The organism is Tunturiibacter empetritectus (assembly GCF_014201375.1).
In the GTDB taxonomy this organism is placed as follows: Bacteria; Acidobacteriota; Terriglobia; order Terriglobales; family Acidobacteriaceae; genus Edaphobacter; species Edaphobacter lichenicola_D.
On sequence record NZ_JACHDZ010000003.1, the window covers coordinates 219,616 to 236,704 of the forward strand.

The 17,089-nt window shown below is 59.0% G+C and carries 17 protein-coding genes and 2 tRNA genes; 7 read left to right on the forward strand and 12 right to left on the reverse strand.

The window, feature by feature from the left end; genetic code table 11:
- Positions 1–36: 36 nt before the first annotated feature.
- The gene (locus HDF10_RS09905) at positions 37–585 is read left to right on the forward strand and encodes a hypothetical protein (RefSeq protein WP_183812916.1); all 549 of its coding nucleotides are present in this window, start codon (positions 37–39) and stop codon (positions 583–585) included.
- Here the strand turns inward: HDF10_RS09905 and HDF10_RS09910 are convergent.
- The 4 genes from HDF10_RS09910 to HDF10_RS09925 form a co-directional block, all read right to left on the reverse strand.
- The gene (locus tag HDF10_RS09910) at positions 579–1,625 is read right to left on the reverse strand and encodes a UDP-glucose--hexose-1-phosphate uridylyltransferase (RefSeq protein ID WP_183812918.1); all 1,047 of its coding nucleotides are present in this window, start codon (positions 1,623–1,625) and stop codon (positions 579–581) included. The genes HDF10_RS09905 and HDF10_RS09910 overlap by 7 nt on opposite strands.
- Complete coding sequence (gene galK / locus HDF10_RS09915; protein WP_183812920.1) at positions 1,622–2,797, reverse strand: galactokinase; 1,176 nt, start codon at positions 2,795–2,797, stop codon at positions 1,622–1,624. Before galK ends, HDF10_RS09910 begins: the two co-directional genes overlap by 4 nt.
- 74 nt (positions 2,798–2,871) lie before the next feature.
- Entirely contained in the window at positions 2,872–5,454 is a 2,583-nt protein-coding gene (locus tag HDF10_RS09920; protein ID WP_183812923.1) for an ABC transporter permease, read from the reverse strand.
- A complete protein-coding gene (locus tag HDF10_RS09925) occupies positions 5,454–6,176 on the reverse strand; it encodes an ABC transporter ATP-binding protein (RefSeq protein WP_183813659.1) in 723 nt (240 codons plus the stop codon). The genes HDF10_RS09920 and HDF10_RS09925 overlap by 1 nt, the downstream gene beginning before the upstream one ends.
- A 96-nt stretch (positions 6,177–6,272) precedes the next feature.
- On the opposite strand from HDF10_RS09925, the gene HDF10_RS09930 reads away from it, so the two are divergent.
- Positions 6,273–6,998 (forward strand): arylesterase, encoded by a 726-nt coding sequence (locus tag HDF10_RS09930; RefSeq protein WP_311732725.1) that lies wholly within the window; start codon positions 6,273–6,275, stop codon positions 6,996–6,998.
- Between the two features lie 4 nt (positions 6,999–7,002).
- On the opposite strand, the gene truB is transcribed toward HDF10_RS09930, so the two are convergent.
- From truB to HDF10_RS09955, 5 genes are read right to left on the reverse strand one after another with little or no spacing between them, the layout of a single operon-like run.
- Positions 7,003–7,875 (reverse strand): tRNA pseudouridine(55) synthase TruB, encoded by an 873-nt coding sequence (gene truB / locus HDF10_RS09935; protein WP_183812927.1) that lies wholly within the window; start codon positions 7,873–7,875, stop codon positions 7,003–7,005.
- 19 nt (positions 7,876–7,894) lie between these two features.
- Positions 7,895–8,503, reverse strand: coding sequence for a GTP cyclohydrolase I FolE (folE, locus tag HDF10_RS09940; protein WP_183812929.1), 609 nt, complete (start codon positions 8,501–8,503; stop codon positions 7,895–7,897).
- A gap of 14 nt (positions 8,504–8,517) precedes the next feature.
- The gene (locus HDF10_RS09945) at positions 8,518–8,946 is read right to left on the reverse strand and encodes a 6-carboxytetrahydropterin synthase (protein WP_183812931.1); all 429 of its coding nucleotides are present in this window, start codon (positions 8,944–8,946) and stop codon (positions 8,518–8,520) included.
- Complete coding sequence (locus HDF10_RS09950; protein WP_183812933.1) at positions 8,943–9,353, reverse strand: 6-pyruvoyl trahydropterin synthase family protein; 411 nt, start codon at positions 9,351–9,353, stop codon at positions 8,943–8,945. The genes HDF10_RS09945 and HDF10_RS09950 overlap by 4 nt, the downstream gene beginning before the upstream one ends.
- 55 nt (positions 9,354–9,408) lie before the next feature.
- Positions 9,409–10,500 carry a glycosyltransferase family 2 protein gene (locus tag HDF10_RS09955; protein WP_183812936.1) on the reverse strand — a complete coding sequence of 364 codons (1,092 nt, stop codon included), beginning with the start codon at positions 10,498–10,500 and terminating at the stop codon, positions 9,409–9,411.
- 45 nt (positions 10,501–10,545) lie between these two features.
- Here HDF10_RS09955 and HDF10_RS09960 point away from each other — a divergent pair, with 45 nt between their 5' ends.
- The 4 genes from HDF10_RS09960 (at position 10,546) to HDF10_RS09975 (ending at position 12,812) form a co-directional block, all read left to right on the forward strand.
- Positions 10,546–11,013, forward strand: coding sequence for a TlpA family protein disulfide reductase (locus HDF10_RS09960; RefSeq protein WP_183812938.1), 468 nt, complete (start codon positions 10,546–10,548; stop codon positions 11,011–11,013).
- 29 nt (positions 11,014–11,042) lie between these two features.
- A complete protein-coding gene (locus tag HDF10_RS09965) occupies positions 11,043–11,306 on the forward strand; it encodes a hypothetical protein (protein ID WP_183812939.1) in 264 nt (87 codons plus the stop codon).
- 63 nt (positions 11,307–11,369) lie between these two features.
- A tRNA-Arg gene (locus HDF10_RS09970) sits at positions 11,370–11,446 on the forward strand.
- Positions 11,447–11,606: 160 nt separating this feature from the next.
- Positions 11,607–12,812: a glycosyltransferase WbsX family protein gene (locus HDF10_RS09975; RefSeq protein ID WP_183812940.1), complete on the forward strand. Its 1,206-nt coding sequence runs from the start codon at positions 11,607–11,609 to the stop codon at positions 12,810–12,812.
- 38 nt (positions 12,813–12,850) lie between these two features.
- Here HDF10_RS09975 and HDF10_RS09980 read toward each other — a convergent pair whose 3' ends face one another.
- Genes HDF10_RS09980 through HDF10_RS09990 form a run of 3 tightly spaced genes read right to left on the reverse strand, consistent with a single transcriptional unit; the run spans position 12,851 to position 16,696 of the window.
- Entirely contained in the window at positions 12,851–15,103 is a 2,253-nt protein-coding gene (locus tag HDF10_RS09980) for a xanthine dehydrogenase family protein molybdopterin-binding subunit (protein ID WP_183812941.1), read from the reverse strand.
- A gap of 10 nt (positions 15,104–15,113) precedes the next feature.
- Entirely contained in the window at positions 15,114–16,121 is a 1,008-nt protein-coding gene (locus tag HDF10_RS09985; protein WP_183812942.1) for an FAD binding domain-containing protein, read from the reverse strand.
- 14 nt (positions 16,122–16,135) lie between these two features.
- Complete coding sequence (locus HDF10_RS09990; RefSeq protein WP_311732726.1) at positions 16,136–16,696, reverse strand: (2Fe-2S)-binding protein; 561 nt, start codon at positions 16,694–16,696, stop codon at positions 16,136–16,138.
- A 259-nt stretch (positions 16,697–16,955) separates the two neighbouring features.
- Between HDF10_RS09990 and HDF10_RS09995 the strand changes: the two genes are divergently transcribed.
- Positions 16,956–17,032: transfer RNA gene (locus HDF10_RS09995), tRNA-Arg, on the forward strand.
- Positions 17,033–17,089 lie beyond the last annotated feature (57 nt).

The following is a 17,089-nucleotide window of genomic DNA, read 5'->3' on the forward strand; positions in this document are numbered from 1 at the left end:
CGATCGCTTTTACTAGTCTGTGTTTGGATTATCGGGATGGCAGGTACGGCTCTGGCGCAGGCGCTCCCCGGGGGACCAACCCATAGCGGAGATGCCGCGTTGACCTATCACTGGGTTCATACGAATGCCCCTCCAAATGGAGGATGCGGATGCTTTCCGCTGAATGGCGGCGGCATCTCCGGCTCGTGGAACTTCGGAGGGCGATTGTCCGCGGTTGCCGAGTTCAGCGTCGACCACACCAGCAATGCGCTCTCTTCCAGCAGATCGTTGACGCTGACTTCCTATCTCGGTGGGGCACGCTATCGCCTTCCTCGATTCTGGAGGCATGGGGATCGCGCCCTTGAGCCGTTCGCCCAAGTGCTCGTTGGAGGGGCGCACGCAGGCGGTGGAATGGCCGGTGTGGCCGATGGCACCTCTGCCTTTGCCGGTCGTCTCGGTGGCGGAGTCGACCTGCCGTTGACCCTCGGAATCTCTGTTCGCCTTATCCAGGCGGACTACTACATGACCACTTTCGCTAACTCCGCAGACAATCGCCAGAACAATATTCTATTGGGCGCTGGAGTTGCTATTCACTGGCTTCACTGAGTAGAAGCTCGCAGACTCGCTTGACGAAGGGTCTCGGCGGCGGATTCGGGTGTGATGTCCCGCTGCGGAGAGCCTAGTAGTTCATAGCCAACCATAAACTTTCGGATGGTGGCCGATCGAAGCAGAGGCGGATAAAAGTGGGCATGAAACTGCCACTCCGGATGTTCTTCGCCGTCGCATGGAGCGGGATGCAGACCCATGGAGTACGGAAAGGGAGTGTCGAAGACCTGATCGTAGGTTGCGGTGACCGAGTGCAGGATGGCTGCGAAGTTTGATCGCTCCTTGTCGGTGAAGGCCTGCAGATTGGTGACATGGCGGCGCGGCAGGATCATCACTTCGAAGGGCCACACTGCCCAGAACGGCACGACCGCGACGAAGCTCTCGTTCTGTGAGACGATGCGTTCGCCCAGCGACTCTTCCAGTTTTTGGTACTCACACAAGAGAACCGCGTGGTTCTTTGCGAGGTATTCGCGCTGGCCGGCGAGCTCTGAGACTACTTCGTCGGGAATCGAACGGCTGGCCCAGAGTTGCCCGTGCGGGTGCGGATTGCTGGCCCCCATCATGGCTCCACGGTTCTCAAAGATTTGCACGTAGTTGACGTCATCGCGTGCGCCGAGCTCTGCATACTGTTCGCTCCAGACATCGACGACGGCGCGAATCTCGGGTACGGACATCTTCGCCAGCGTGAGGTCGTGGCGCGGGGAGAAGCAGATGACGCGGCATACTCCGCTCTCGCCTTCTGCAAGGAGCAGGCTTTTGCTGCCTTCATCGCTCGAGAACTGCGGGGCGTCCGGCTTCAATGCGGCGAAGTCATTCTCGAAGACGTAGGTGCTGGTGTATTTGTCGGTTCGCATTCCGCCTGCGCGTACGTTTCCCGGACAGAGATAGCAGGTTGGATCGTAGGTCAGTGCGACCTCTGTGGTCTTCGTCTCGGTTTGCCCTTGCCAGGGACGCTGCGTGCGATGGGGAGAGACCAGAACCCACTCGCGCTTGAGGGGATTGAACCGCCGGTGAGGATTCTGCTGGGCTAAAGGAATCACTGGACACCGCCGGTTGCTGCCATGGCGAGCGCTCCGTCGGAGGGAGCACTGATGAAGCACTGCGCGATGATTCCAGTCTTTGCTGCATACTCGTCTTTCAAGGTGGCGACGAATTGCTCCGCCGCCTCCGCACGAACGACATTCACGGTGCATCCCCCGAATCCGCCCCCGGTGATGCGAGCGCCGAAGCACCCTGGCTGCTGCGTGGCAATCTCAACCAGCGTATCGACCTCTTTACAGCTTGCAGCAAAGTCATCGCGCATACTCTTGTGAGCCTCCACCATGATGCTTCCAAACTGCTTCATATCGTCGTGCAACAGCGCCTCCCGAGCATCCAAAACGCGTTGATTTTCTGTGATGATGTGTTTGCATCGCGCAAAGCTGGCGGCGGACATCTTGCTTTTGCAGGCTTCGAGATCTTCCAATGTTGCGTCTCGAAGCAGCTTCACGTGAGGCCGCTCGTGTTGCAGGACGGCCTGGCCGGCCTCGACCTCGTCGCGCCGGTCTCCATATTCTCCAGTGGCCACGGCATGTTTCACCATCGAGTTGCAGATGACCACACGCACCTGATCCGGCAACGGGAGAAGCTCGAAGGTGAGGGAGCGGCAGTCGAGCAGCATCGCGCGATGCGCCACGGCACCGGCCACGACGAACTGATCCATAATGCCGCTCTTTGCGCCGACGTACTCGTTTTCGGCGTGACGGCAGAGGTTCGCGAGTTTTTCGAGAGGTAGGGTGGCTCCTGCGTGGGCCAGGAGTGCCAACGCGGTCGCCACTTCGACGGAGGCAGAAGAGCTTAGTCCGGCTCCCAGAGGGACATCTCCTGCGAGAGTCATATTGAAGCCGCTTACCGCGATGCCCTGCTGTTTGAGAGACCACAGAACGCCAGCGGGATAGTCAGACCAATGCCTTTTCGGAGCGCGCTCCAGAGAGGCCACTTCGAAGGAGACTTCTTCGTCGTAGTTTGCCGAGTAGAAGACGGCGCGTTGGTCTTCTCTCTGACTGAGGACGGCGACGGTTCGAAAGTCTATCGCCATGGGCATGACCAGGCCGCCTGTGTAGTCGGTGTGCTCGCCGATCAGATTGACTCGAGCGGGAGCTGCGAAGAGCTTGCCCTCGAGACCGAATCGCTGCTGATGAAGGCGCAGCGCCTCTTCGTTGTACATCATCATTTACAGAACCTGCATTTCTGGAGTTATTGACTAGATCCTCTCACAACCGCATACGTGCAGATAAGGCACTTTGATCACTCTTCGCGGAGAACTTCCAACGGCTTTCTGCCCAGGATGCGGTGACTCGCCACCCAGCCGGTTGCTACGGTCAGGGCGGCCGTTCCGAGGAGCGCGCCGAGGGTCCACCACCATTGGAAGTGGTAGGCGACGGTGAGTCTTGTGAGCAGCACCCGGGCGATGATGTTTGCGAAGAGGATGCCGACCGCGCCGGCGACCAGACCAAGGACCGCGAACTCGATGGAGAATACGGTGGCGATGCGTGCTCGCGTGGCACCCAGGGTTTTGAGGACGACGACCTCGCGGATGCGGCGATAGCGGGTTCCGGCGATCGAGCTGGCGAGGATGACGATGCCGGCAAAGATGGAGAACGCAGCGAGAAACTGGATCACATAGGTGATCTGGAGGACGACTGCTCTTACGGTTTCGAGTGCCTGGGCTACGTTGATGACGGTGACTGTTGGGTAGGAGTTGTAGAGTGCGCGCTGCAGCTCGCCGACGTGATTTGGGTCGGCATGGACGCCGCCGTACCAGACGACTGGCAGACCAGCCAGTGCCGGTTGCGGAAGAATAAACTCGGCTCGTGAGTAGGCGTGCTGGCCGTCGGACTTGGTGAGAGCGACGACCGTGGCGACGAACTGGGTGTCTTGCGCGGCGAAGGTGATGTGCGAGCCGACATGAACACCTAGTCTGTCCGCCTGACGTTTTTCTATGGCGACGACCGGACGCTTCTCGTCTGCGGACCACCAGTCTCCTTCCACCGTTTTGGTTCCGGGAGGCGAGGCGGCAGACCAGGTCAGGCTGATCGACCGCAACATTCGCTTGGGGAAGTTCTTCAGCTTCGCTTCGTTTGCGGGGACGCCGTCGATGTCGACGATGCGGGATGAGACGACGGGAAGAAGCTCCGGCGGTGCGGTGACGCTGGGCTGTGATTTTAGCAGCGTGCGAATTCCGTTGACCTCTTCGTTGGTGATATCGATGAGGAAGACGTTGGGCAGGTTGGGCGCGGCGGATACGTGGAGCTCGGAGACGACGGCCTGCTGGACGAGATAGACCGTCATGATCTGCATCACGCCCAGCCCGAGTGCAGCCAGCAACGCAGCGGAGGGATTGCCTGGGCGATAGAGGTTTGCGAGTCCGTGACGAAGCGAGGACGGTAGATGGAGACGGGTTTTGGAGAGGAAGAAGCGAAGTCCGGCGAGTACGGCTACCGAAGCAAGTAACAGCACCGCGAGGACGGCTACCAGGCCAAAGGAAAAGACCTCGCCTACTACGAGCGAATCGCTCAGTGTGGTTGCGATTGCCGCGAGTCCTGCGAGGATGAGTATGGCTGCGGCGACTTGTGCGAGATTTTTTGTGATCTTGCGCCAGGCTGCGGTTACGAAGGGGTCGTCGTTATCTTCGACTGCACGGCGAAGAATCAGGATGGGGCGGACTCCGCGGATATCGAGCAAGGGAGGCAGGGTGAAGAGAAGAGTGGTGAGCACGCCGGCTGCGAGTCCCGTGATGACGGTGCGTAGCTGGAGATGAAGCTCGGTGTCGACGTGGATGAGCCGCGCCAGCAGGTGGGGGAAGCTGAGCTGTACAGCGACACCGAAGGCTACACCCAGCAGACCTCCAGCGAGCCCCAGCAGGAGCGTCTGCAGAAGGTAGATTTTGATGATCTGGCCTGAGCGTGCGCCGAGGGACTTCATAATTGCGATGGTGTCCAGCCGCTGCTGCAGGTGTGCTCGCATCGCCATGGCGACACCAATGGCACCGAGGACCAGGGCCACGAGGCTCATCAACGACAGGAGACTTGTGGCGCGGTCAAGACCTTGCGTGAGTGCTGGGTTGGTCTCGCGGTAGTCGATAATTTGTGCCTCTGGAAGGAGCTTTTCCAGACGGGCCTTCAGGTCGGCGACGGCTTTGTCGGAGATGGGTGCGCCGTTAGTGGGCGGAGGGACCTTGAAGAGATAGCGCTGGCCGGCGTGGCTTCCGGGTGCGAGGAGACCGCTTGCGTCCAGGCCCGCCCGCGAGATGAGCACGCGTGGACCGGCTGCGAAGTTACCTGAGAGACGATCCGGCTCATTGACGACAACCGACCCGATGCGAAAGAGCTGCGTGCCGATCTTGAGTTGATCTCCAATTTTGACGTTCAAGCGAACGAGAAGATCGTCAGCCACTGCGACGGTGTTGGCGTCGAGTACGGTCTTCAGTTGGGCGGACGGGGCGAGTTCGACTTGTCCGTAGAAGGGGTACTTTGTGGGGTCGACTGACTTGAGCGAGACCAGTAGCGGGTCGAGTGTCTTCGCGGAGGATGCCATCGAGAGCAGCTCGGTGACGGGGGTGATCTCGACGCCGGTTGCTGCGATCTCGTCCAGGGCCTTTTGCTGGTCGGGAGTTGGCTGCTGGAACATTCTCGCGGAGAGATCGGCGGCCATGATGCTGCGAGCTCGATTGAGCAGGGTGCTGCGGAAGGACGAGGAGAAGCCGCGTACTCCGGTGAGTGCGGCGACGCCGATGGCGACGGAGAGAATGACGAAGAAGAACTTTCCGCGGGAGGAGTGCATCTCGCGGGCGGCGATCTTCGCAGCGGAACGATAGGAGAGAGTCGCCATCAGCCTTCGGTCAGGGCGGCTTCGCGGGAGGTCTCGGCCGGGGTGGGATTGATCTCGTCGGCGATGATCAGGCCATCACGCAGAGTGATTCGCCGGTTCGCGTAGGAGGCGAGCAGCGGATCGTGAGTGACGAGAACGAGGGTGGTGCCTTCGGTACGATTCAGATTGAGGAGGAGTTCGAGCACGTGTGCGCCGTTGGTAGTGTCGAGATTTCCAGTGGGCTCGTCGGCGAGGACGATGGGCGGGCGGAGGATGAAGGCGCGGGCGAGAGCTACTCGCTGCTGCTCGCCGCCAGAGAGTTGGACCGGATAGTGGTCCATGCGGTCTCCGAGGCCGACGCTGGTGAGCAGGTCGCGCGCGCGGGGGAGGCCGTTTTCTTTGGTGTCGTCGTTGAGCTCGTGCGGAAGGAGGACGTTTTCGAGTGCGGTCAGCGTTGGGATCAGTTGATACGACTGGAAGACGAACCCGATAGTTTTTCCGCGAACCTGGGCGAGCTTGTCCTCCGGAAGATAGCTTATCTCTGTGCCATTGAGTCGAACACTGCCCGCGCTTGGAGTGTCGAGGCCCGCCAGCAGACCGAGAAGAGTGGATTTTCCGCTACCGCTCGAGCCCATAATTGCGGCGAACTGACCTTTCGGAACTGTGAAGTCCAGTCCTTTGAGGATGTCGACGGTTCGGGGGCCGTTGCGGATCGACTTGCGGAGGTCTTTCACAGCGATCATGGGAGTTTGGTATGTCAACTTCGGGACTCTCCTTCTTCGGCAGCGGTTTTGTTACTTTGTAGAGATGTGGAGAACAGTGTAAAGATGCGGAGAACAGTGTCTGTAGCTATTCTAGCGGTCTTGTCTTTCGTGGTGGCGACGCTGTCGCTGAGTGGCTGTCGCGCCGATAAGACGACGAAGCCGTCTGAGGTGGCGGATTCGAGTCAGCCGGTTGCCGAGAGCGCGGCTCCGGATGCGGCTCCCCTGCCCTCACCCGTGGCCACGAACGATAAGCGGCCGGTCATCGTGTGCTTCGGCGACAGCCTTACTGCCGGATACGGAACTGACCTCGGGCAGAGCTATCCTGACTACCTTCAGACGGATTTGAATGCGGAAGGATATAACTACCGCGTCGTCAACGAGGGGATCAGCGGCAATACCACCAAGGACGGTGTCGATCGCCTCGATCAGGTGCTTGCGCTGAAACCCGTGGTGGTGGTGGTGGAGTTCGGTGGGAATGATGGGTTGCGCGGCCTTCGCATTGAAGACTCACGCACAAACCTGGATAAGATTGTTGGCACCCTGAAGGCCAGTGGCACGAAGGTCGTTCTCGCGGGAATCACTCTGCCGCCCGACTACGGCCCTGACTATATCAAGCAGTTCAACGATACCTACGCTACGCTCGCGGCGAAGTACCACGTGCCGATACTGCCGTTTCTGTTGAAGGGCGTCTTCGGCGTGGACGGGATGATGCAGGCTGACAGAACCCATGCGACGAGCGCGGGGAATCAGATCGTGGCGAAGAATGTGCTCCCTCTTGTGAAGCCGCTGCTGAAGAAATGATCTTCTACCCGAGAACGACGATGGGTTGCATCAGCGTGCCGGCGACGCGTCGGGCGATTGCAAGCAAGTCTGTGGGAGTGGTGAATACCTTGATCAGGGGAGCCTGCGAGAAGTCGGGGAGATTGACCTGCATTCCGTTTCTCAGGCGACCGGCGAGCTGATCGTCCACGGTGACAGAGGGCATCTCTGGGAGCAGCGTGCGCGGGTGCGGCAGGAGCGCCTCAAGTTCGGCTACCGAGGCAGTCTTTAATTGGTCGACGGTAATCGCCTGTTCGAGAGAGAATGCTCCGGCACGTGTCCTTCGCAGAGTGGAGAGATGCGCTCCACAGTTCGCCAACTGGCCAATCTCGTGGGCTACGGAACGGACGTAGCCACCGGCAGAGACGGACATGACAAAGGATGCGGTGTCGCCTTCGAGAGAGGCGAGCTCGAAATTGTGAATCGTGATGCGGGCGGGTTTTACCGCAACTTCCGCACCAGCTCTTGCCAACTTGTGGGCGGCGACGCCGTTGATCTTCTTCGCGGAGAAGATTGGGGGAACCTGGTCTAACTCTCCACGAAATTTTTGACTTAGTGTTTGCAGCTCTTCGAGCGTCAGGCGCAGGGGAAGCGCTTCGCCCGCAGGCGTTCCATCTGCGTCGAAGCTGTCGGTTGCGAAGCCAAATCGGATGTGGCCTGTGTAGTGCTTGTCTGCCTGCCCGAAGAACTGCGCGAGACGGGTGTATTTACCGAGAAGCAGCGGCAGGACACCGGTGGCCATTGGGTCTAGCGTGCCCAGATGGCCGATGGACTTTTCGCCAGTGGCCCGGCGGACGATGGCGACGACGTCGTGCGAGGTAATGCCGGAGGGTTTATCGAGTACAAGGAGACCATTCATGCAGTCTCCAGTTTAGCCGCTAGAAGCTGTTTCCCTGCCGGCGGACGAGAGAAAGGAACTCGTTGCGCGTCTGAAGCTGCGTCTTGAATACGCCGAGCATGGCAGAGGTGACGGTGGATGAGTGCTGCTTTTCGACTCCACGCATCATCATGCAGAGGTGTTGCGCCTCGAGAATCACAGCTACGCCCTGCGGGTGAATTGCATCGGTGATGGCTTCGCCTATCTGACGGGTCAACCTCTCCTGAACCTGCAACCTTCGGGCGAAGACATCGACGAGACGAGGGATCTTGCTTAGCCCGATTACCTTCCCGTTTGGAACGTACGCGATGTGTGCCTTGCCGAAGAACGGCAGAAGGTGATGCTCGCACTGCGAGAAGAACTCAATGTCTTTTACGATGACCATCTCGTCGTAGTCGACGTCGAAGAGAGCTTCGTGGAGAACGTCGGTGACGTTCATCGTGTAGCCGCGCGTGAGAAACGCCATGGACTTCTCCATGCGTTCGGGAGTGCGCAGCAGGCCATCACGCGTGGGATCTTCTCCGATGCGGAGGAGCAGTTCGCGATAGAGATCCTGGGTTGAAACGGTGTCGAGCAATGGTGGCTCAATTGTGGCCAGGGTGCGTGCCATAGGACGGGCCTTTCTTACAGCGTGCCTGGCGTTGGTGTCGCGTCGCCGGCGTAGTCGAACGAGTTGTTACTGGTCTCCTCAACGTGAACCCGCTCCAGATGGGCGGCGGGAAAGCGTTGAAAGATGCGGTAGATCTCGATACTTAGATTCTCCGTCGTCGAGACCATATTCGCAAAGCAATTCATGGTGTTAAGGTTCATATGGTCGAATCGGGCCAGTAGATTTGTTTGCGCGAAGGCATCAAGGTCTGCGAGATTGCAGACCATTCCGGTGGCCGGATCGACCGGGCCGCTCATGGTTATCTGCACGGTGTAGTTGTGGCCGTGGCCGTGGGGATTGTTGCACTTGCCGAAGACAGCGCGGTTTTTTGCTGCGTCATACTCCTCGGTGTGGAGGCGATGCGACGCGCTGAAGTGGTAGCGGCGATTGAGATGCGCCTTCATGGTTCTCCATAGTAGTCCGCGAAGAGATCAGGCATCTCGTAGACGCGGACGCGGTGCAGCTTGGCGTGAGGGATCTTGTTGTCGAGACGGTGCCAGATTGCGATGGCGATGTTCTCGGTCGTGGGGATGGTGGTTTTGAACTCGGGGACTTCGAGGTTCAGATGGCGGTGGTCGTAGACGCTGACGACCTCGCGCTCGAGAATTTCCTTCAGTTCTTTAAGATCGACGACGAAGCCGGAGGTGGCATCTACCGAGCCTGCGACTGTGACCTCGAGTGTGTAATTGTGACCGTGGCCGTTGCGATTGGCACACTTGCCGAAGACGCGCTGATTCTCTTCAGGCGACCACGCCTCGTTCCAGTAGAAGTGGGCGGAGGAGAATTCGGCTTTGCGGGTAAGAAAGATCATCGTTATTCCTGTGGTTAGACGTGTTTATAGGATGGGTGGATGCAAACCATGGTAACTAGGGGGATGTGTTGTAGTTACGTCCCTTCCAGAAGACGTTTTTCTTGAAGTGATGACGCCTGACGCTGCGCAAAAGCAGATAGATGAAGAATGGAACTCCCAGGATAGAGATTGCTATGTCGAATGCTGGAAAGTTGGAGCGTGCAACGCGGGAGTAGAAGCGCCACAGCGTCCTGACCCAGATGAGAAGGATAACGTTTCTCTGCCACGGCTGCAGCCAGTAGAGGCCAAACGCCGCGACGGGCAGGCCGAAGAAGAGAAGGACGTCGAGGACGCGCCAGAGGGCAAGAGCGACGGGTTTTGGGAAGAGGAGGACGAGGTTTTTCGTCCAGCCTTCGATCATCTCGGAAGTGGTCCAGTACATTCGCGTGGCGAGTGCCTCGGGGGCGTAGCGGAAGCGGATGGTGCGGGAGCCTCGCTTGATGTTCTCGGCCAGTGCGACATCCTCGAGAATGCTCTTGCCGACGACGCGATGTCCGCCGACGGAGAAGTAAGCCTCGCGTTCGACGAGGAGGAACTGGCCGTTGGCGGCGGCGAGGCGGCTGGCTGGATCGTTGACCTGCTTGGAAGGGTAGACCGAGGCTAGTTCCGAGAAGACCAGCGGCATGACGGCGTGCTGCCAGAAGCCGGTCACGATCTGGCGCGGGGAATAGGAGAGCAGAGCCGCGTTGTGGCGATCGGCTTCGCGGAGGGAGCGGGAGATGTCGTTGGTCTCGTGGAGGGTGTCTGCGTCTGTGAAGAGGAAGTATCTGCCGCGTGCGGCCTGTGCGCCGGCCCAGCAGGCGTTGGTCTTGCCGGTGAATCCTCCGTTGGGGCCGAGATCGAGGGGCGGCGCGTCGAGGACGAGGATTCCTGCGTGACTGGCGGCAGCTTCGGTAGCGATGTTGCGTGTGTTGTCGGTTGAGTCATCGTTGACGACGATCAACTCCCACTGCTGGCCGAGGAGGAAGCCGGGCTCGGACTGGCTCAGAATGGAAGCGAGACAGGCGGGCAGCGAGCGCTGCTCGTTGCGGGCGGGAATGATGACCGAGAGTTCGAGCTCGGGTGCTTCGGTAGAATTCGGATGCTGCGCGGGGTCGGTGTCGGTCACGACTTCGTATTATAGGAAGTGGAGCGACTTGTGCGTAGATTCTTGATGAGTGCCGTGTTGGGGTCGCTGCTAGTGGCGGGGTGCGACCGGGGCAGCCATCCCGGGAATATCGATAAACCTGCGCCGCAGTTTGTGATGGGGGACGGCAGCCGGACGGTCGATTTGAGCAAGCTGCGTGGGCGGGTGGTGGTGCTGAATCTGTGGGCGACCTGGTGCGCGCCGTGCATCGAGGAGCTGCCGAGCCTGCTGGCGTTGCAGAGGCAGATGCCGGAGCTGGCGATCGTCGCGGTGAGTATGGACCAGGACCCTGATGTGTATAAGCGGTTTCTGGTGGACCATCACGTCGACCTGCTGACTGTTCGAGACGAGGATCAGAAGGTGAATGCGCTGTATGGGACGGTGCAGATTCCTGAGACCTACGTTATCGATAAGCAAGGCGTGTTGCGGCGAAAGTTCATCGGCGCGCAGGTGTGGACCAGTCCCGAGATCACCAGCTATCTCTCGAAGATGTGAGTCTGGCGGCTCGCTGATATTATCAGTTCATGACACAGCTTGATGTTCTTTACCGCTATGGAGTTCCGCCGACCGAAGCCTCCGTTGTGGCGATGGCCAAGATGCGCGAGGTGTACGGTGTTCGCCACATGGCGCTGGACGAGGCGAAGAAGACGGTGCGAATCGAATACGATGCGACCCGTTTGACCGAGCCTGTGATCCATCAGTTGCTGCGGCGCGCTGGACTGGATATCGTAGAGACGATGCCTATGTTCACCGTACCCCCACCGCCTGAGCCTGCGGCTGCGAGCTAGTTGCCCGAAGACGGTTTCTCCGGTATTTTTAGGATGCTCTTGTAGTTCACTTCCCTGTTTTGCGCGCCCGTAGCTCAGCTGGATAGAGCATTTGGCTTCGAACCAAAGGGTCGGGAGTTCGAATCTCTCCGGGCGCACCATTCTTTCAATTTGGCGAGGCACCACTCTGCCGTTATCTTCGAGACGGCGCCTGATGTGCCGTACGATGGTGATCGCGGCTGCGTGCTGTAGCGTCCTTATAACCTCGAATGGAGTGTGCCTTAGATGTCGACTCAAAGCCGCAGGAAGTTTATGAAGTCTATGGCGACAAACGCAATCACGCTTTCGGTTGCGAAGAGCGGGATGGCGCAGTCTCGAAGTCATCGCGAGAACGAGAAGTACGTGGTCGCCGCTTACTACTTCGGCAACTATCATCAGGACCCACGCAACGATGTTGCCCACGGCAAGGGATGGACCGAGTGGCAACTTGTAAAGGACGCCAAGCCGCGCTTTGCCGGACACAAGCAACCTAAGGTTCCGCTATGGGGCTACGGGGATGAGTCCGATCCGAAGGTCTTTGAACAGAAGATCCGTGCAGCTGCACATGCGTCGATCTCGGCCTTCATCTTCGATTGGTACTGGTATGACGACGGCCCATTTTTGCAAGGCGCTCTTGAAGGGGGGTATCTACGCGCGACCAACCGTGCGGATGTTGAGTTTGCCATTATGTGGGCGAATCATGACTGGTTCGATTTGCATCCTGCGAAGTTGACGGCTCCGCCACACCTTCAATTTCCAGGGGAGGTCACTACTGCCACGTTCGACAAGATGACAACCCACATCGTCGATGCCTACTTCAGCCAGGACAGTTATCTCAAGGTCGATGGGTGTCCCTACTTTTCCATCTACGAGCTGTATCGATTTGTTCTCGGGATGGGTGGGGTTGAGAAAGCAGCAGCAACCCTGCAACAGTTTCGCGAGAAGGTGAAGGCAGCGGGGTTCCGCGACCTGCATCTGAATGCGGTCACATGGGGTGTTCAGCTTTTACCGGGTCAGACGGAGGTGACAGATCTGAAGGATCTGCTTGCGCGTTTGAACGTCGATAGCACAACCTCGTATGTGTGGATCCATCACGCGCAGCTGGCAAAGTTTCCTGCCTCTGAGTATCAGGATCTGGCTTCGGCTTATGATGTCTATCGAGCTACTGCTTCCGCCAAGCTGGGCAAACCCTATTACCCGAATGTTTCCATGGGATGGGACTCGTCGCCCCGGGCATGTCAATCGGACATCTACACTCAATCGTCGTATCCCTTTATGCCTGTAGTGCAAGGAAACACGCCACAACGATTTGGCGAGGCACTCCGCTCTGCGAAGCAGTTTCTCGACAACTCTCCTGACCTCAAAACCAAGCTGCTTACCGTAAACTCGTGGAACGAATGGACTGAAGGAAGCTATTTGGAGCCGGACACGGAACACAAATACGCCTACCTCGATGAGATCCGTGCAGCGTTCGGCAAGAAGGCTTAATCAGCTGCAGGAACGGCCATTCCGCGAGTAAAGTCCGACTAAGCAAGATGCGTGGTTCTGTTGGCCGGGACGAGTAAGTCCTCGATACGCACCGGGAGATCGCGGACCCGGACACCCGTCGCGTGATAAACCGCATTAGTAATGGCCGAGGCGATTCCAGCCAGCCCAATCTCTCCGACACCTCGCGCGCCAAGAGCGTTGAGCTGATAGTCCGGATAGTCGAGGAAGGTGACATCGATCTCCGGCGTATCCGCGTTCACGGCAACGACATAGTCGGCGAGGTTGTTGTTGATCGGAGCACCCGAACGTGGGTCGTACATCGTCTCTTCGAACAACGCCATACCGACACCCATCACCACGGCACCTTCGATCTGATTGCGGGCGGGCCGCGGATTCAAGATGCGGCCGGCGTCGATGACCGTAACGACACGGCTGACGCGAAGGCGCGCGATCTCCGGCTGCCAGGTCACCTCGGCAAACTGTGCACCGTAGGAGTGGAACGAGACCTTAGGCTTTGCGGCTCCAAAGGTACTGTCAGACTTGCCTGTGCCAGAGACCGAGTTGACTTTGGCGATCCTTAGAATCTCCGCCATCGGCACTGCACCTTGTTGCTGTCCCTTCAGGCGCACCGTTCCGTCAACAAGTTCGAGGTCCTCCGGTTTCTTGCCTTTGAAGGGCGATCCGTCGGACTTGATCGCTGCGAGCACGAGGGCTTTGCCTGCGTTCTGCGACGCCGCAAGGACTGCCGGTGTCATGGACGCGGTGACCCACGAGCCGCCAGAGATGGGTCCTGGTGGAAGCGAGGAGTCGCCCAGCACAACATCGACTCGGTTGACTGGAATTCCCGTCTCGTGGCTGACCACCTGAGCCATGACGGTATAGGTTCCTCCGCCGATGTCCTGCGTGCCACAGGCGACACGCGCCGAGCCGTCCTGAAGAAGTTCGACCGTCGCCTCGGTCTCGATTCGCGCCGCCAGCCACGAGCATGCTGCCATACCCCAGCCGAGCGTCAGGCCGTCGCGCTTCATCGAGCCGATCTCCGGAGTGCGCTTCGCCCAGCCAAACTTCTCTGACCCGACCGTCAGACACTCCTTCATGTGACGGGAGGAGAATGGAATATTCAGGCTCTCGTCCAGCGCCGGCTCGTTCTTCAAACGCAGTTGGACGGGATCCATCTTCAGTGCGATCGCAAGCTCATCCATCGCTGATTCCAACGCGAACAGACCCGGCACTGCGCCAGGTCCACGCATCGCCGTTGGGTTGCCGACGTTACGGCGAACCAGGCCTCCGGTCACCAGCAGGTTCGGAGTGCTGTAGAGGAATGGCGTGATCTCACCGCAACCTTCGTTGTAGTCATCAAGCATCGACGTGTGGTTGACGTAATCCTGTTGTACTGCTGTCAGCTTTCCATCGGCGTCGGCCGCAAGCTGGATTCGTTGATCGATTGCGGGTCTGTGGCCTACGCTCTCGAACATCATCTGGCGGCTGACCACCAGCTTTACGGGGCGCCCGAGATTGCGCGCACAGGCAGCGGCCAGTAGTCCATGGGGCCACGGCCACAGCTTGCCGCCGAATCCCGATCCCAGGAACCGAGTGATCACCTGAACCTGTTCGGTAGGAACGCCCAACATCTGCGCCATCACATCGCGATGGTTCACAACCGCCTGCGACGTCTCATACAGCGTATATTTCTTCCCGTCGAAGACGGCAACAGAGGCATGCAACTCAATCGGGTTGTGGGTCTCGACCGGAATCCTGTAGACCGCATCAACCTTCACCTTCGCCGCCTGCAACGCCGCCGCCGTATCTCCACGCTTGCTCTTCTCGTCAGGCTTGTCGGTCGTGAGCGGAGTTCCGAGCAGCTTCTCGCCGGTATCCGGCTTCTCTTTGTTGTAGGTCACCTTCACGCTCTCGGCCGCCGCCCGTGCCTGTTCGACGGTCTGCGCTACGGCGACGGCGACGTACTGGCCGTAATAACGAATCGTGTCGTCCTCAAGCGGAGGGCGCTTCTCATCCAGGATGAGCGTGAAGCCGGTTGACGGGGGCACACGATAGAGCTTCCCGATGTTCTCTCGATGGTAGACAGCGACGACACCGGGCATCTTCTCCGCTCCGGCTGTGTCCAGGTGCGCGATGGTTCCATTTGAGATAGTTGCACAAACTGGCCATGCGTAGAGCAGACCCGGAAAATGATGGTCTGAAGCATACATCGCCGAGCCACTCACCTTGAGCGGGCCATCGATCCGGGGCGTTGCGACGCCAATCACCTTCGACTCCGTTACCTGGTCCATCGTCGTCTCCTTAGGCGCTTTGGCTCGCCTGTCCCATCGCGTGCGTCAGGCAGCGCTTTGCCAGCTCTACTTTGAATCCGTTCTGGCTCTGAGGTTTTGCACCGTGAAGTGCAGCCTCTGCTGCGGTCCGGAAGGTGGCAGAGCTCGCAGCCCTTCCGAGAAGAGCTTTCTCTGCTTCTAGAGAGCGCCACGGCTTCGTTCCAACCCCACCCATCGCAACGCGAATGAACTCGATCTTGCCGCTTGCATCCTGCTTGATCACAATCGCCGCCGAGGCCAGCGCGAACTCATAGGAGGCACGATCGCGCAGCTTCAAGTACACGCTCTTTGCGCCAGCCGGCATCTTGGGCAGCGTAATATGTGTCACCAGATCGCCCGGCTCCAACACAGTCTCACGCTGCGGAGTAGCTCCCGGAACGACGTAGAACTCCGCTACCGGCACAGCCCGCTGGCCCTTCACTCCCTCGATATGAACCACGGCATCGAGCGCCATCAACGCGACGTTCTGGTCGGAGGGGTTGGTCGCGATGCAGTGCTCGCTTGTCCCCAGGATCGCAAGCATGCGGTTGTAGCCACCGATAGCAGAGCAGCCTGAACCCGGCTCCCGCTTGTTACATCCCGTCGCCGTATCCCTGTAGTAGACGCAGCGTGTCTTCTGAAGCAGGTTGCCGCCCGTTGTCGCCATGTTGCGCAACTGCGGCGAGGCACCGGCCAGCAGCGCCTGTGACAGAACCGCATACTGCTCCTTCACGGTCGCATCCTGGGCCACGTCTGCGTTTCGCGCAAGAGCTCCGATCTTCAGCCCACCGTCGGCAGTCTTCTCGATCTGGTCAAGCGGCAGACCGTTGATGTCCACCAATCGGTTCGGTCGCTCTACGTTCAGCTTCATGTAGTCGATCAGGTTGGTTCCACCCGCGATGAATCGCACCTCTGCGCCATTCTGCGCCGTGGAGGACTTCGCCTGAGCCTTCACTGCCTCCGGGATCGTCTGCGCGGTTACCAGTTCGAAGAGTTCCATCGCCCGATCTCCTCCTATGCCATTCGTCGAACTGCCTGGACTGCCGCAACGATGTTGGGGTACGCTCCGCAGCGGCAGATATTGCCGCTCATCGCCTCCTTCACATCGCTATCCAGTGTGCCCCATGGCTCCTTCACCATGGCGACGGCGGACATGATCTGTCCGGAGGTGCAATATCCGCACTGAAAACCGTCGTGCTCCACAAACGCCTCCTGCATGGGGTGCAGATGGCCGGGTTGGCCAAGGCCTTCGATAGTGGTGATCTCGACGTTTTGCTGCATGCCCGCAAAGGTAAGACAGCTGTTCACGCGCCGGCCATTGATATGCACGGTGCACGCGCCGCATTGCCCGTGGTCGCAACCTTTTTTAGTGCCGGTGAGATGCAGCGTCTCGCGCAGGGTGTCCAGCAGCGTCGCACGGGGATCGATCTGAACCGAATGCGACTGGCCGTTCACCTTCAGAGTCACGGGCATGGTTCCGGTGATCGCCTGAGCTTGAGGAACTGTTCGCTCCTGCGTCTCTGCTATCGCAGCAGAGACGGCCAGCGGAGTGACTGCTGTCGCCGCCGTGGCCACACCCGCGGCTCCCATGTGGGACAGAAAGGATCTGCGGCTCAGCTTGCCTAAAGAAGATGCCGGTTCTTTTGTGTCTCTCTCATTAATGGCCAAGCTCCACCTCCGGACACGCGCGCTTCAAACATACGAAGTTACGTTCATAATACGGCGACATCTCAACCACAACCAACTTCTCCCGACATTCTCTTAGGTACTGCGCCCGGCTTGCCGCAGCGAGCGAAATCCTATATCTTTAAAAGGTTGCAACCCCACGCAATGTGCGCCCGTAGCTCAGTTGGATAGAGCATTTGGCTACGAACCAAAGGGTCGGAGGTTCGAATCCTTCCGGGCGCACCATACAAGCTCAAAATTCAACCTTGTGCATTGCCGCAGACACGAATTCTCCTGTGGTTA

Excerpts from the sequence above, each read along its gene's own strand:
- HDF10_RS09905 (WP_183812916.1), top strand. The coding sequence starts at position 37 with ATGGCAGGTACGGCTCTGGCGCAGGCGCTCCCCGGGGGACCAACCCAT.
- galK (WP_183812920.1), bottom strand. The coding sequence starts at position 2,797 with ATGATGATGTACAACGAAGAGGCGCTGCGCCTTCATCAGCAGCGATTC.
- HDF10_RS09920 (WP_183812923.1), bottom strand. The coding sequence starts at position 5,454 with ATGGCGACTCTCTCCTATCGTTCCGCTGCGAAGATCGCCGCCCGCGAG.
- HDF10_RS09925 (WP_183813659.1), bottom strand. The coding sequence starts at position 6,176 with ATGATCGCTGTGAAAGACCTCCGCAAGTCGATCCGCAACGGCCCCCGA.
- truB (WP_183812927.1), bottom strand. The coding sequence starts at position 7,875 with ATGAATGGTCTCCTTGTACTCGATAAACCCTCCGGCATTACCTCGCAC.
- folE (WP_183812929.1), bottom strand. The coding sequence starts at position 8,503 with ATGGCACGCACCCTGGCCACAATTGAGCCACCATTGCTCGACACCGTT.
- HDF10_RS09945 (WP_183812931.1), bottom strand. The coding sequence starts at position 8,946 with ATGAAGGCGCATCTCAATCGCCGCTACCACTTCAGCGCGTCGCATCGC.
- HDF10_RS09950 (WP_183812933.1), bottom strand. The coding sequence starts at position 9,353 with ATGATCTTTCTTACCCGCAAAGCCGAATTCTCCTCCGCCCACTTCTAC.
- HDF10_RS09960 (WP_183812938.1), top strand. The coding sequence starts at position 10,546 with ATGAGTGCCGTGTTGGGGTCGCTGCTAGTGGCGGGGTGCGACCGGGGC.
- HDF10_RS09965 (WP_183812939.1), top strand. The coding sequence starts at position 11,043 with ATGACACAGCTTGATGTTCTTTACCGCTATGGAGTTCCGCCGACCGAA.
- HDF10_RS09975 (WP_183812940.1), top strand. The coding sequence starts at position 11,607 with ATGGCGACAAACGCAATCACGCTTTCGGTTGCGAAGAGCGGGATGGCG.
- HDF10_RS09980 (WP_183812941.1), bottom strand. The coding sequence starts at position 15,103 with ATGGACCAGGTAACGGAGTCGAAGGTGATTGGCGTCGCAACGCCCCGG.
- HDF10_RS09985 (WP_183812942.1), bottom strand. The coding sequence starts at position 16,121 with ATGGAACTCTTCGAACTGGTAACCGCGCAGACGATCCCGGAGGCAGTG.